At 68.6% G+C, this 14,212-nt stretch carries 12 protein-coding genes; 6 read left to right on the top strand and 6 right to left on the bottom strand.

Annotated features, from left to right (window positions below):
• Window positions 1-55: 55 nt before the first annotated feature.
• From BN1959_RS06175 to BN1959_RS06185, 4 genes are all read right to left on the bottom strand, one after another.
• Window positions 56-1,222 (bottom strand): hypothetical protein, encoded by a 1,167-nt coding sequence (locus BN1959_RS06175; protein ID WP_053947822.1) that lies wholly within the window; start codon window positions 1,220-1,222, stop codon window positions 56-58.
• Window positions 1,223-1,421: 199 nt separating this feature from the next.
• Window positions 1,422-1,574, bottom strand: coding sequence for a DUF7550 family protein (locus tag BN1959_RS15020; RefSeq protein ID WP_202594650.1), 153 nt, complete (start codon window positions 1,572-1,574; stop codon window positions 1,422-1,424).
• 48 nt (window positions 1,575-1,622) lie between these two features.
• Window positions 1,623-1,832, bottom strand: coding sequence for a hypothetical protein (locus tag BN1959_RS06180; RefSeq protein WP_053947823.1), 210 nt, complete (start codon window positions 1,830-1,832; stop codon window positions 1,623-1,625).
• 106 nt (window positions 1,833-1,938) lie between these two features.
• Entirely contained in the window at window positions 1,939-4,203 is a 2,265-nt protein-coding gene (locus BN1959_RS06185) for an AAA family ATPase (RefSeq protein ID WP_053947824.1), read from the bottom strand.
• Between the two features lie 370 nt (window positions 4,204-4,573).
• On the opposite strand from BN1959_RS06185, the gene rdfA (BN1959_RS06190) reads away from it, so the two are divergent.
• The 4 genes from rdfA (BN1959_RS06190) to rdfA (BN1959_RS06205) all read left to right on the top strand — a co-directional run bounded on the left by rdfA (BN1959_RS06190) (window position 4,574) and on the right by rdfA (BN1959_RS06205) (window position 8,418).
• Window positions 4,574-5,197 carry a rod-determining factor RdfA gene (gene rdfA, locus BN1959_RS06190; RefSeq protein WP_053947825.1) on the top strand — a complete coding sequence of 208 codons (624 nt, stop codon included), beginning with the start codon at window positions 4,574-4,576 and terminating at the stop codon, window positions 5,195-5,197.
• 60 nt (window positions 5,198-5,257) lie between these two features.
• On the top strand, window positions 5,258-7,198 hold the full coding sequence (locus tag BN1959_RS06195) for an archaea-specific SMC-related protein (protein WP_053947826.1): 1,941 nt from the start codon (window positions 5,258-5,260) through the stop codon (window positions 7,196-7,198).
• A gap of 79 nt (window positions 7,199-7,277) precedes the next feature.
• Complete coding sequence (locus tag BN1959_RS06200; RefSeq protein WP_053947827.1) at window positions 7,278-7,775, top strand: Lrp/AsnC family transcriptional regulator; 498 nt, start codon at window positions 7,278-7,280, stop codon at window positions 7,773-7,775.
• A gap of 40 nt (window positions 7,776-7,815) precedes the next feature.
• Window positions 7,816-8,418 carry a rod-determining factor RdfA gene (rdfA, locus tag BN1959_RS06205; RefSeq protein ID WP_053947828.1) on the top strand — a complete coding sequence of 201 codons (603 nt, stop codon included), beginning with the start codon at window positions 7,816-7,818 and terminating at the stop codon, window positions 8,416-8,418.
• A 198-nt stretch (window positions 8,419-8,616) separates the two neighbouring features.
• Here the strand turns inward: rdfA (BN1959_RS06205) and BN1959_RS06210 are convergent, their stop codons facing one another.
• Window positions 8,617-9,789, bottom strand: coding sequence for a dipeptidase (locus tag BN1959_RS06210; RefSeq protein ID WP_053947829.1), 1,173 nt, complete (start codon window positions 9,787-9,789; stop codon window positions 8,617-8,619).
• Between the two features lie 93 nt (window positions 9,790-9,882).
• On the bottom strand, window positions 9,883-11,355 hold the full coding sequence (locus tag BN1959_RS06215) for an amidase (protein ID WP_053947830.1): 1,473 nt from the start codon (window positions 11,353-11,355) through the stop codon (window positions 9,883-9,885).
• Between the two features lie 110 nt (window positions 11,356-11,465).
• Here BN1959_RS06215 and BN1959_RS06220 point away from each other — a divergent pair, with 110 nt between their 5' ends.
• Together BN1959_RS06220 and BN1959_RS06225 are read left to right on the top strand one after the other, a co-directional pair.
• Window positions 11,466-12,386: an alpha/beta fold hydrolase gene (locus tag BN1959_RS06220; protein ID WP_053947831.1), complete on the top strand. Its 921-nt coding sequence runs from the start codon at window positions 11,466-11,468 to the stop codon at window positions 12,384-12,386.
• Window positions 12,383-14,209, top strand: coding sequence for a S9 family peptidase (locus BN1959_RS06225; RefSeq protein ID WP_053947832.1), 1,827 nt, complete (start codon window positions 12,383-12,385; stop codon window positions 14,207-14,209). Before BN1959_RS06220 ends, BN1959_RS06225 begins: the two co-directional genes overlap by 4 nt.
• Window positions 14,210-14,212 lie beyond the last annotated feature (3 nt).

Below are 14,212 nucleotides of genomic sequence, written 5' to 3' on the forward strand. Positions count from 1 at the left end.
GGCGGGATCGGTCTATTCCGACTCCTCGGCCTTCACGGTGGAGGATCTCGGACGCTTAGTCGACGCTCTGATCGGGATTCGCGATGACGTCGTCCACCCTGAAGTGGTGGTAGAAGCCGTAGAGCATCGAGCCGGCGCCGACCACCGCGAGGAAGACGGTCGTGTCGCGGGGCAGCCCCGCCGTGCCGGTGACGAGCAGGAGGACGAACGACGCACAGACCGCGCCGGGCCAGTGGAGCGTGTGGGTCACTCGACCTAGACCCAGCCGCTGCAGGAGGTTCCCCTCGCGGCCGAGCCACAGCACCAACAGGAACAGGTAGAACGCGGGGACGGTCCCCGACGGGAGCGCCAGCGTCCGGCCGGCGCCCTCGACGAGGAGCCGGGTCCCGGTCGCCAACAGCTGTTGGAGCAACAGCCCGGTCACCACGCCGACCCCGAGGAGGTCGAACACCCGACGTGGCTCCGACCGTTTCCGGTCGATGCTCGGGAGCGTGAGCCCGGCGATCAGCCCGCAGTACACGAGTGCCAGCCCGGCGAGCAGGCCCAACCCCGACTCCGTGACGACGAGCCCGGCGACGAGCGCCGGGACGGTCAGCCACCGGTACTGTGCGGTCCAGCGCCGGACGTACTGCTCGTACCCGTCGAACTCCCGCTCGTCGGGCGACGGGATCATCTGATCCTCCTCGTCGTCGATGTCGAGGTGGCTGTAGAACCCGACGAAGCAGTACGCCGCCAGCGCGGCGCCGACGGTTACCGCCGCGGCGACGCTGCCGCGGTAGATCGTGAAGAACCCTGTCGCCCCGAACGCGACCGACAGCGCCGCGCCCCAGACGATCGAGTGGGTCATGCTCCGGTGGCGCGACGCCAGCCCGGTCCACAGCAGTAGGAGAACGAGCAGCGCCGACGGGGTGAACCCGACCGGAAGCGCCGACAGCACGCTCGCGAGCAGCGGCCCGGGGACGACGAGATCGACCGACGTGAGGAAGAAGACGACCAACACCCAGACGGTGAGCAGTCGGCCGAGCTTTCGGCGCGGGATCGAGTCGTGGCTGTCGATATCCGGGACCACTGCGCCGGCACGGGTGATCAGGCTCCCGAGCACCAGCGTCACGACGACGAGCGTCGGGTCGTCCGTCCCCATGTAGACGGGAACGACGAGCCAGAGGCTCGCGACCGGGAAGCGCTGTCGCCCCGCCGTGTAGTGCTCCTCGAAATCGCCCATGTCACTCCTCTTGGAGACTGTCGGCCACCGACGTACCTCGTTCGTCGGTCTACCAGTAATATGTTCGACATGGCAGTAAAATCCATCGCTACCCCCGGCAGCGGCGGTGGCGGGCTCGCTGGCGGCGGCTGTAATCCCCAGACCGAGTCGGCCGGCGGCGGATTGCTCGACTGTTAAGCTCTGCCCCTTTCTTCGTGGTTCAGAACCCGACCAGCCCCAGCGCCAGCCCGAACGTCAGCACGAGGCCGACGACGAGCACCGCGGTGCCGATCCCGGCCTCCCCGGTCGTGAACTCCTGCATCGGCGCAGTCACGCGTCCCTCGTCGCCGTCGTCGTGATCGTGGTCGTCCATGCGGGCGACTGTGGCCGGCGCGTACTTTGGCCTATCGGAACGGCGCGCTCACCTGTCCAAGTAGCCGGAGTCCCACACGAGCAGCATCCCCGCCACGGCGGCGAACATCCACCCGCCGAAGGAGAGCAGGAACATGAACCAGCCGACGTTCGTCCGGCCGGTCACCAGCAACAGTACCGTCCCGACGGTCATCCCGATCACCGTCAGTGCGACTGCGGCCGCGGCGGCCGTCCCACGCCTGCTGAGGCCGAACGCCATTGCCCGGCCCTACGACCCCACGGGGGATAAACGACCCGGAGACGGTGAGACGCCGTCACCCGATTCGGACGAATGACACGGCGGTCGCTCGTGGCCCGAGCCCCGGCTATATCGACGGCGCCACCGTGTCGAGCGCCCGCTCGAAGTGGCTCCCCGTGAGTCGGATCTCGTCGGCGTGGTCGTTGGCTTCCTCGCCCGCGTAGCGGTCCGTCACGTCCTCGACGGCCAGCAGCGTCGCCTCGCGGACGACCGCGGCCACGTCCGCGCCCGTGTACCCCGCCATCGACGCCGCGATGGCGTCGAGATCCACGTCGTCGTCGAGCGGCTTCCCCTCGACGTGCACGTCGAGGATCGCCCGCCGCGCGTCCTCTCCCGGCGCGGGCACGTGGACGTGGGACTCGAATCGCCCCGGCCGCAGGAGCGCAGGATCGAGCGCGTCCTTGCGGTTCGTCGCCGCCAGCACGACGAGGTTCGGGTTCTCCGCGGCGCGGTCGAGTTCCGTCAACAGCTGGGAGACCACGCGCTCGCCGACCTCGGAGTCGCTTCCGCCGCCGCGGGCGGTCGCGATGGCGTCGATCTCGTCGAAGAAGACGACCGCCGGGGCGGCCTGTCTCGCGCGCTCGAACAGCTCCCGGACTGCCTTCTCGCTCTCGCCGACGTAGCGGTCGAGCAGCTCCGGGCCGGCGACCTGCAGGAAGTTCACGCCGCTCTCGCCGGCGATCGCTCTCGCGAGCAGCGTCTTCCCCGTCCCGGGGGGCCCGTGCAGCAGCACCCCCGTCGGCGGCGACGCCTCGACGGCGTCGAACAGCGGGCCGTAGGAGAGCGGCCACGCAACGGCACGTTCGAGCGTCTCCTTCGCATCGTCCTGTCCGCCCACGTCGTCGAAGCCGACTTCCGGCGACTCCGCGACGTACTCCCGCATCGCGCTGGGTTCGACCGCCGCCAGCGCGGACTCGAAGTCCGACCGCGTGACGGTGAGGTCGGCGGCCGCGACGGCGGTTTCGGGCTCGCTGTCGGCGGTTTCGGTCCCCTCCCGTCGCGCGCGCCGGAGCGACGACATCGCCGCCTCCTTCGCGACCGACGCGAGGTCCGCGCCGGTGAACCCGTGGGTGCGCTCGGCCAGTCGGTCGACCCGGACGTCGTCGGCCAGCGGCATGTTCCGCGTGTGGACCTCGAGCACCTCGCGGCGCCCGGCCTCTCCGGGGACGCCGATCTCGATTTCCCGGTCGAACCGACCGCCGCGGCGCAGCGCGGGGTCGATCTCGTCGACGCGGTTGGTCGCGCCGATGACGACCACTTCGCCGCGGGCGTTCAGCCCGTCCATCAGCGAGAGCAGTTGGCCGACGACCCGGCTCTCCACGTCGCCGCCGTCCTCGCGCTTGGGCGCGACGGAGTCGATCTCGTCGAAGAAAACGATCGCCGGCGCGTCCGCCTGTGCGGCCTCGAACACCTCCCGGACGCGCTCCTCGCTCTCGCCTTTGTACTTGCTCATGATCTCCGGCCCGGAGATGCTAATGAACGTCGCGTCGACCTCGTTGGCGACGGCTTTCGCGATCAGCGTCTTCCCCGTCCCGGGCGGGCCGTGCAGCAGCACCCCTTTCGGCGGGTCGATCCCAAGCCGGGCGAACAGCTCGGGGTTCGAGAGCGGGAGTTCGACCGTCTCCCGGACGAGGTCGAGCTCCTCGTCGAGCCCGCCGATGTCCTCGTAGCTGACCCCGGTGCTGGTGCCGCCGCTTCCGGTCACGTCGACGGCGCCGCCGGCGGCGTCCTCGCTCGTGCTGTCGGACGTCTGGTCGACCCCGGTCGTCGACACTCCCCCGACTCCCTTGGACTGCCCGACTTCGCCGGAGTGGCCCGACTCGACGGCTTCACCCTCGATCACCAGCCGGACCGCCGTGTCGTCGGTGACGCGAACCCGCCCGTCGGGGTCGGCCTCGTCGACGGTGAACGCGATCTCCGAGAGCCGTTCGAGCCGGAGTCGATCCCCCGGCGCGACTGGGCGGTTCCGCACGTCCTCGCTCACGAGGCGCTCGATCGACTCCCGATCGACATCGACCTCGCCCAGCGCCGCGGGCGCACGGAGCGTGACCGACTCGGCTTCGGGCAGGTCGGCGGCGGCGACGCTGACGGTGTCGCCGACTTTCACGCCGGCGTTAGCGCGGCTGTCGGCGTCGATGCGGATCACGCCGTCCGGGACGTCGCCACGGGCGGGCCAGAGCTTCGCGACGGTTTCGCGCTCGCCCTCGATCAGGACGGTGTCGCCCGAGAGCAGCCCCAACTGCTGTCTGGCGGCCTCGGGGAGCCGCGCGATGCCGCGGCCCGCGTCGCGTTTCTCGGCGGCGCGGACCGTCAGGCGGAGGGAGTCGCTCATGGCCGCGGGTGGGTCCGGGTGCCTCAAAGCGTTGCCGGAGACGGCCTCGACGCCCGCCGAACGGTTACGAGCGATCGTCCGAGCGACACGCGCGGCAGGCAGCGAGCACGGCACGACGACGGGCAGTGTCCTCCGACTGCGAGTGGCCGCTGGATAGCGGCGCCAACCGACTCGGCTGACGGTAGCAGACATCCCCGGGACTGTCGGAACAGGTCCGCTGCCGAATTTGATATTGCCGTATGAGATTTATGAAACTAGTTCGGGATCGAAGTCGGGAACCTCACGAGTTCTCGGGAAATACTATAACAAAAGTACTACTGTTACGTATGGCCCATAAGTCTATTACTCGTCGGAGGTGTGCGTGCGGGTAGTGAGCGATTCCGGAACGTCGAACGGCGCGGGCAGGCGGGGGAAAGTAGTACAGTTGATCGACGCACACGAGCTGGACGGCGTCGGCGACCGGCTGGAGCGACGCTGGACCGCTAGCGGCGACGAGCGGCTGAGCTTGCGCGACCTCGCCGAGGAGTTCAACCGCGAACTCCTGCGGAGTACGATGGCGGAGGCGGGGATGCAACCCCTCGACGGCGAGGTCGACAACACGTACCGACTCCTCACTGGCGAAGACGTCAGCGGTGCCGACCAGACTCGAACCGAGCGCCGGCTGCGGCGGGAAGGCATCGACGTCGACCAGCTCCGCGAGGAGTTCGTCACGTACCAAGCGATCCGTACGTATCTCAAGGGACACCGCGGCGCATCGTACGACGTGGATGCGGTCGATCGCGTCGAATCCGAGAAGAAACACATCCAACGACTCCGAGGGCGGGCTCGGACGGTCACCGACAGCAAACTGGAGCAGCTCGAAGGGAACGACGAGATCGACTTGGGGTCGTTCCGGACACTTGTCGAGGTGAACGTGCTGTGTGAGGACTGCGACGCACAGTACGACGTCGAGACGTTGCTTGACCGTGGTGGCTGTGACTGCGAAGCCACCTAACAGTTCGGGACTCCCCTTTCGGCCAACATGTTTTATACGAGTGCCGCTGACAGCACCTCTATGCAGCGACCACAGGCGTCGGCATCCGCGGCGACGGTACACGCCCGAAACATCGGGGGCATTCAAGAGACGACAGTCACGTTCGACCCCGGGGTGACGGTCCTCGTTGGCCGCAACGCGACCAATCGAACGTCGTTCCTGCAGTCGATCATGGCGGTATTGGGAAGCGAGAACGTCGCGATGAAAGGCGACGCCGACGAGGCAGAAGTCACGCTCGAACTGGGCGAGGAGACGTACAGTCGGACGTTCGATCGAGCGGGCGGCAGTATCGATCGTAGCGGGGAGCCGTACTGCGAGGATCCGACGGTGGCGGATCTGTTCGCGTTCCTGCTGGAGTCAAACGAGGCCCGGCGCGCGGTCGCGACGAACACAGACCTCCGGGAGCTGATCATGCGACCGATCGACACCGCGGAGATCGAGGCCGAGATCGACCGGCTCCAGGACCGCCGGGACTCCCTCGACGCCGAAATCGAGGCGATCGACGACCGGAAGGGCGAGCTCCGCGAGCTCGAAAGCCGCCGCGATGAGCTGGAAGCGCGGATCGAGGAGACGACAACCGAACTCGCGGAGACCGAGGCCGAGCTCGACGCTGCTGACGCCGATATCGAGGCGCGCCGCGAGGAGCAGTCCGAACTCGAGAACCGGCTGGCCAAGCTCCGCGAGAAGCGTGCCGACCTCGAAGACGTCCGGTACGAGATCGACACCGAGCAGGAGAGCCTCACGGCGCTGGAAACCGAACGCCGAGAGCACGAGGCGGAGCTGGAGGAGCTGTCTGACCCACCTGACACCGATCCCGAGGATATCGACAGTCGGCTCCGAGAGCTCCGCGAGCGGAAGGGGGAGGTCGAGTCGCAGGTGAACGAGCTCCAGAGCGTGATCCAGTTCAACGAGGGGATGCTCGACGACGATGGGACCGCGACCCCGCCGGAGCTAACGGCCGCGGGTGAGGACAGCGTCACGGAGCAGCTAGTCGACGACAGCGTCACCTGCTGGACCTGCGGCACCGACGTCGAACCCGGCCAGATCGAGGCGACCGTCGAGCAGCTCCGCGAACACAGCCAGTCGAAAGTCGGCGAAGTCGACCGGCTGGAACGCGAGATCGAGGAGCTCAAAACGGAGAAACGCGAGATCGAGCAGAGCCGTCGCGAGCGTGAGCGGCACGAACGCCGGCTGCGCGAGCTGGACGACGAGATCGAGGAGGCCGAAGCGACCGTCGAGGAGCTCCGGGGCCAACGTGACTCGCTGACCGAGGAGATCGAACGGATCGAGGCCGAAGTCGAAGAGCTGGAAGCGGCGGAGTACGGCGAGATTCTGGATCTCCACAAGAGCGCGAACGAGCTGGAGTACGAACTCGATCGGCTGGAGGGCGACCTCGAGGAGGTCGAAAGCGAGATCGCCGCGGCCGAAGAGCGGATCGGCGAGGAGGGCGACGTTCGCGAGGAGCTGGAGTCGGTGACGGATCGCATCGAGCGGCTCCGGACCCGGATCGACCGCATCGAGCGGGAGGCCGTCGAGGCGTTCAACGACCACATGGCGTCCGTGCTCGGGCTGCTCGACTACGACAACCTCGACCGGATCTGGATCGAACGCATCGAACAGGAGACCCGAAAGGGACGCCGGAAAGTGACCGAGCAGACGTTCGAGCTCCACGTCGTCCGCACGACGGAGTCGGGCGCGGCCTACGAGGACACCGTCGAGCACCTCTCGGAGAGCGAGCGGGAAGTGATCGGGCTGGTGTTCGCGCTGGCCGGATATCTGGTTCACGACGTCGCCGAGACGGTTCCGTTCGTGCTGCTGGACTCGCTGGAGGCGATCGACTCGGCCCGCATCGCGGCGCTGGTCGACTACTTCGCCGACTACGCTGACTACCTCCTGGTCGCACTTCTGCCGGAAGACGCCGCCGCGCTCGACGACGAGTACGAGCGGATCACCGACATCTGAGTCGGCTCGGCGCCCGCTCGCGGGGGCCTCGTCGTGCTGTCGACGATACTGTTAACACGCCCCCACCGACAGGGTGGGTATGAGCGAATCCCCGTTCGACGCGTTCGACGCGATCGACACACAGATCCTCGTGATCCTCTCGGAGGACCCGCGGATGTCCTACCAACAGCTCTCCCGTCGGTTGGAGGAGGAGGGGTACCAGATGAGCGCCGAGGGGGTCCGCCGACGCGTGACCGATCTGATGGCGGCGACGACGCCGTTTTTCCTGCTCGACCCCGAGCAGTTGGCGTGGGAGATCGTCCGGATCTCGGTCCGGGCGACCGACGGCCCGGGCGACAAGGACGAGGCGTTCGACCGCATCGCCGAGATGCCGTTCTGGCACGTCACCAAGGGAATCGGGACGTACGACATCTACGGCGTCGGGATGGCGCCGACGATGGCCGACATCGACGCGATGGTCACCGAGATCCGCGGCTACGACTGCGTGGCCGAGATCGACTTCATCGTCGTTACCGACCGCCGGAGCGATCTGGAGGACTACTACCGGCAGGGGCTCCGTGAGGGCGACGAGGAGTGAGGCCGGGGGTATTTCTTCCTCCGGCCGGTAGCGGGGCGCGATGACCGACCACGGCTGTAAGGTGTGTCGCGTGCTTGACGAACGGGGGCTCGACCGGCTCGACGACGAGCTCGTCGCGCGCTGGCGAGGGGAGTCGGGCGAACGGATGGGGTACCGGCGGCTCGCCGACTGGCTCAACGCCGCGCTGCTGCGCCGGGAGATGGAGCACGTCGGCCTCCCTACCGGCGGCGGCGAGGCGCGCTCCCGGTACGACCGGCTGACCGACGACGACACCGCCGACGCGGTCGCGGCGCTGCTCCGCCGGGCCGGTGTCGCCGTCGACGACCTTCGCGACGACTTCCTCTCCTACAGCGTCGTCAGAACCCACCTGCGGGACTGTTTGGGGGCGGAGCGCGACCCCGAACCCCCATCGGACTGGGAGGCCGACCGACTCGACGACCTCGCGGAGTACACGACGGCGCAGGCCGCCGAGGCGGTCCGGTCGCTGGTGAACAAGGAGAGTCTCGCCGCCGGCGGCGAGGTGGAGCCGACAGTCACGATCCGCGTTCGCTGCTCGGCCTGTGGGACGGCCGTCCCCGTCGAGGAGGCGCTCGCGGCGGGAGCGTTCTGTGCCTGTGCCGAGTGCGACTGTGGGGCAGAGTAACACGTTTTCCGCGGCGGTAATTGGCATTTTGCGAGTAACGGGGACGTTCGAAAACGGACATTGGTGTTTTTATCTTTACTAAACATACTAGAATATTATTCAGTTCAAAACCACGGTTAGCGAAACCTTCTCAGCAGGGGGCGTCGGCAGCGCCGCCGCTCGTGGACGGGCAAAAACTGGAGAAAGGGCGGGGCAGTCCTACCAGACCTGTTCGAGCGCGCGGAGCACGTTCCCGCCGAGCACCTTCTCGATCTCCTCGTCGTCGTAGCCGTTCGCGACCAGCCAGCGCGGGATGTTCTGCCAGGCCTCCGTGGGGTTCTCGAGCCCCTCGACGTACTCGCTCTGGAGGGTGGACTCGGGCAGTTCCATCCCGTGGTACTCCGAGAGCACGCGCAGCAGTTCGGTGTGGTCGCCGTACAGCACGTCCGGCCCGAACGCGACGTGGTCGATCCCGATCAGATCGACGACGTACTCGAAGTGCTCCATGTACGTCTCGATGTCGGGCAGGTGAGTCGAGGAGAGGAGGCCGACGACGCCGCCGGTGTCGGCAATCGCCTCGAACACCTCGTCGGACGTGCCGCGGGCACCCATCCCCGCGCCCTTTGCGAGTGCGTGAGTGTCGAACACGGGCTTCTCGCTCACTGCACAGGCGTCGAGCGAGGTCTGCGGGCTGGCGTGGCTGACCGAGATCGCCATCCCCACGTCGTTCATCCGCTCGACGGCGCTGGCGCCGAACCCGGTGAGCCCGCCGTCGCGCTCGTGGATGTCGCCGCCGCCGGTACCGAGCGCGTTCGAGCTGTTGTAGGTGATCCCCATCGAGCGAACACCCATGCCGTACAGCTGTTCGATCCGGTCGAGCTCGTTCTCGATCATCGCCGCCGACTCGATCGACTGGACGACCGCGAGCTTCCCCTCCTCGCGGGCTCGGTGGATGTCGTCGACGCTCCGACACTGGAACGCGTAATCGGAGTGGGCGAGATCACAGGCCCGCATGCTGACCTCGTGGGTGATGTCGTCCCACTTCCAGCCGTGCAGCGAGTGGACGCTGGAGAGCCCGTCGAACTGCATGTCGAAGACGGCATCGAGGTTAGTCTCCGCGAGGAACTCGTAGGCGGTGTGGATCCGCCCCTCGCGGATGTAGTCGAACAGGTCCTCGTCGATCTCCGCGGGGAACTGGAACGCGTGGTCGTGCAGCGAGAGCACCACGTCGTCGGTGAGCTCGTCGACGCGCGCCTCCTGTTCGTCGGAGAGCTCGATCGTCCGGGGCTCGAACCCCGCGGTCTTCTCCGTGAGTTCGAACGCGCGGTAGTCCTCGTCGGCGTCGAGGTAGTCGTACGGCTGGTACCCGTCGAACTGCTTGTCTGCACCCATACGTCTCACACGGACCGGAGCGTTACTTAGCCGTTTGGGTCGCGGGAACAGTACACGGATTCACCCCGATCAGCCACTCCGGATCGCCCGCGGTCAGTCGCTGTCCGACCCATCTACGGTGGTCCAGCAGGCACCTGCCCGCAGCGCCGTCGCGTCGGCGCCGCGTTCGGCGACGAACTGGAGACCGACCGGGAGCCCGTCGAGGCTGCCACACGGGACGCTGACCGCGGGGTGGCCGCTGACGTTGAACGGCCCGGTGTTCGCGAGCGCGCCGAACAGGTCGTCGACCGCCTCGTCCCACGTCGGTGCAAGCATCGGCACAGTCGGCGAAGCGAGTACATCCACGTCCGCGAGCGCGTCGTCCACGCCCGCGGCGAGGTGGCGTCGAGCCTCGTGGGCGGCGACGTAGGCGGCGTCGCCGTCGGCCTGCCTCCGGTGTTCGGCGTACAGCATCGCGGCTTTCAGCGGCGCGCCGAGCTCGCTCTCGCCGCCGCGGGCCTCGTGGAGGCGCTCGATCAACGCCCGCTCGCCGGGCGAGAGCGACCAGTAGTTCGTGGTGTCGGCCGCGAGGTAGTTCCCCACCTCGGTCATCCCGATAGCCAGCCAGGCCGGGAGCCAGCGGTCGTAGTTCTCGATCGACACCGACCGGACGGTCGCGCCGGCGGCCGCGAGCTCGTCGACCGCGTCACGGACGACGCCGTCGATCCGGGGTGCCGCGCCGAACAGCTCCTCGGGGAGGCCGATCGTGAGCGCTTCGGGCGCCGGGTCGACGACGGCGTCTGCCGCGGCCGTGGGTTCGCCGTCGTGGGTCCGCTCGTCGCGCGGGTCGGGGCCAGAGACGGCGTCGAGGCCGAGCGCGAGGTTCTCGACGGTCGGGGCGAGGAAGCCGACGTTGTCGAGCGTCTTGGCGTACTGGACGAACCCCGCGTGGCTCACCAGCCCCCGGCTGGGTTTGAGCCCCGGGACGCCGGCCCACGCCGCGGGGAAGCGGATCGACCCGCCCGTGTCGGAGCCGACCGCGAGGTCGACCTCGCCGGTGGCGGCGGCGACGCCGCTGCCAGCCGAGGAGCTGCCGGGCTGGCGCGCCGGGTCGTGGGGGTTCCGGGCGAGGCGGAGTCGCATGCTCTCGCGGCTGCCGCCGAAGGCGAACTCGTCCATGTTGGTCTTGCCGACGATCCGGGCGCCAGCGTCGAGCAGTCGGGCGACGACGGTCGCGTCCCGGGCGGGGACGTAGGCCGGGTCGGTCAGCAGCGGCGAGCCACAGGTCATCGGCACGCCCGCCACCGCGACGTTGTCCTTCACGCCGACAGTCAGCCCGTCGAGCGGGCCGGAAACGCCCCCGCGGGCTACGTCACAGCGCGTGAGCCACGCGCCGAGTTCGTCGGCGTCCGGGTCGGGCGCCCAGTGCTCCCGCTCGGGCGGCTCCGGAGCGGCGACCGCGTCGAGCGCGTCGAGCACCGCGTCCTGCTCGGCGAACTGTTCGGCCAGCGCGTCGGCGTCGGCGACCGACAGCGAGAGTCGGTCGGCGTACGCCGCCACGTCCTCGGGGCTGGGGGCCTCGGACATACGCGTGCCAGTTCGGGGCGCGGGGCTTCAAGCTGACGCCGACGGGTCGCGGTAAACGTGACCTGTACACAAGCTATTTGCTACCCCGGCCGAGTGGGTAACCCGAGGAGATGTACGCAGAGATCAACGGGGCCGACCTCTACTACGAGGTCCACGGCCCGGACGACGCGCCCGCCATCGTCTCGCTGCACGGCGGGCCCGGCATCAGCGACCACCAGAAGGGGAAGGAGGCGTTCGACGCGCTCACCGACGCCTACCGACTGGTGGTGTACGACCATCGAGGCTGCGGGCAGTCGAGCCTGACCGAACCCTACTCGAACGAGCAGTATGCGAGGGACTGCGAGGGGCTGATTCAACACCTCGACCTCGACGAAGTGGTGCTCGTCGGCGGCTCCTACGGCGGCTTCATCACCCAGGAGTACGCGACCCGGTTCGGCGACCGCGACCACTTCGAGGGGTTCGTGCTCCGTGACACCGCGGCCTCGCACGCCTACGAGGACAACTCCGTCGAGAACGCCCGGGAGTCGTGGGACGAGATGAAGGCTCGGAACTTCGACCTGCCCGACATCACCTGGGAGGAGTTCATGACGGTGATGGACGGCAACGTCGAGTCCGACGAGGAGTTCGAACGCATCTGGCTGGGGATGCTGCCGCTGTACGCCCCCAACCTCGACGCGTTCGACGTGGAGGCAGCAAAGGAGTCCACCGCCGAGCGCGATCTCCACCACGAGACCCACAACGAGATGTTCACCAACGCCTACCCCAACATGGACTACACCGACGACCTGCCCGACGTGGACGTGCCGGCGCTCGTGACCGTGGGCCGCCACGACTGGATCACGCCGCCGGAGGCCAGCGTCGAGATCGCCGACCTGCTGCCGGACTCGCGGCTAGTGATCTTCGAGTCCAGCGGCCACTCGCCGAACCTCGATCAGCACGACCAGTTCATCGCTCGTGTCCGGGAGTTCTTCGACGAGATCGGCTACGGCGAGCCGTACGCCGCCGCGGCCGACGGGGGTGAGCGACGATGACGGAGACGAGCGATCCCGACGTGATGAACCTCGCCGACGCGCTCTCGGTGTCGTGGCGCCCCGGCGAGCCCCGACGGCTCACCTACGTCGAACGCGAGCGCGGCGCCGACACCGTCTACGACTACCGCTTCGACATCGACGCCTCCGAGCGCGTGGTCGCGTTCGACGAGCGCATCTCGGGGCGCTGGGGGCAGGTCGACTGGGGCCCCGACGGCCGGTATCTGCTGTACACCCGCGGCGGCGACGTCCGGGTGTACGACACCGAGACCGGCGAGCAGTCGACGCCCGCACCGAGCGACGCGTTCGACAACGCCCCGCGATTCGCGCCCGACGGCGAGCGGATCGCGTTCGTCTCCGGCCGGGGCGACGCCGGCAACGACATCTGGGTCGTCGACCGCGACGGGAGCGACCTCGAACAGGTCACCGAGGGCGCGAACCCCCACGACGACAAGCGCTGGGAGCCCGCGTGGTCGCCGGAGGGCGACCGGATCGCCTACGTCGGCGCCGCCGACTGGCACGGCCGCGACTGGGCCGACGAGGCACACGTCGTCCACGTCGGCACGGGCGAAGTCGACCGCCTCACCCGCGGGCTGAGCGTCACGTCGGTCCCCTCGTGGGCGCCCGACGGCGACAGGGTGGCGTTCTTCGCGAAGGAGGTCGCCGAGCCGTGGTACCGACACTCCGAGGATATCCACGTCCACGACCTGCGACGGGGGAGCCGAGAGATCTACCCGGTCGAGGCGTCCCACCAGTACAACGTTCAGCAGCCGATCTGGGACGGCACCGACCGGCTGTTCTTCCCGACCCGCGAGCGGGGGAAACAGCAGTTGGAAGCGATGCTGCTCCACGACGACAGCGACGCGCGGGGGATCCCGACCCGCGTGACTGTCCACGATGGCGTCTTCGGCGCCGGCCCCGTCGCGCTCTCGCCCGACGGCGAGTATCTGGGGTTCTCCTACGCGGAGGCTGACCTGCCGCCGCACCCGCGGGCGATCCCGACCGCCGGGGGGCACGAACAGCAGCTCCGTGATCCCGAGGTTCCCGACGGCGTCGTCGTCCCGGAGAACGTCACCTACGAGAGCTTCGACGGCCAGTACGTCAACGGCTACCTCTACAAACCCGAGGACGTCACCGAAGACGACCCCGCGCCGGCGCTGGTACAGGTCCACGGCGGCGGCCACTTCCAGTACGGCGACGGCTGGCACGCCATCGAGCAGTACCTCGTCGCCCACGGCTACGTGGTGTTCGCGATCGACTTCCGGGGCTCCGGCGGCTACGGCCGGGCGTTCCAGGAGCTCTCGATGGCGGACTGGCACGGCGGGCAGGTCGACGACGCCCGCGAGGCCGCGCGGTTCGTGCGGTCGCTGCCGTACACCACCGACGGCGTCGGCATCTACGGCGGCTCGTGGGGCGGCTTCATGACGCTGATGAGCCTCACCCGCTACCCCGAGGTGTGGGACGCCGGCGTCGAGTGGTACGGCGTCTCGAACCAGTTCACCGACTACGAGGAGGTCGACCGCGTGGGGCGGCTGCTCACCGAGCGGGACATGGGCGGCACGCCCGAGGAGGCCGAGGAACTCTACCGGAAAGCCAGCGCGGCGTTCGACCTCGACCGCGTCGAGACGCCGCTGCGGGTGCTCCACGGCGCCGAGGACGAGCGCGTCCCGATCAACCAGGCCGAAGAGCTGATCGACGAGCTCGACGACGGCCCGGTCCCCTTCGACGCCACCATCTACGAGGACGAAGGGCACGGGTTCCGCGACGAGGCCAACCGTCGCGACGCGATCGAGCGGACCCGGGGCTGGTTCGACGAGCAGCTCTGACGG

This window comes from Halolamina sediminis, assembly GCF_001282785.1.
Classification (GTDB): domain Archaea; phylum Halobacteriota; class Halobacteria; order Halobacteriales; family Haloferacaceae; genus Halolamina; species Halolamina sediminis.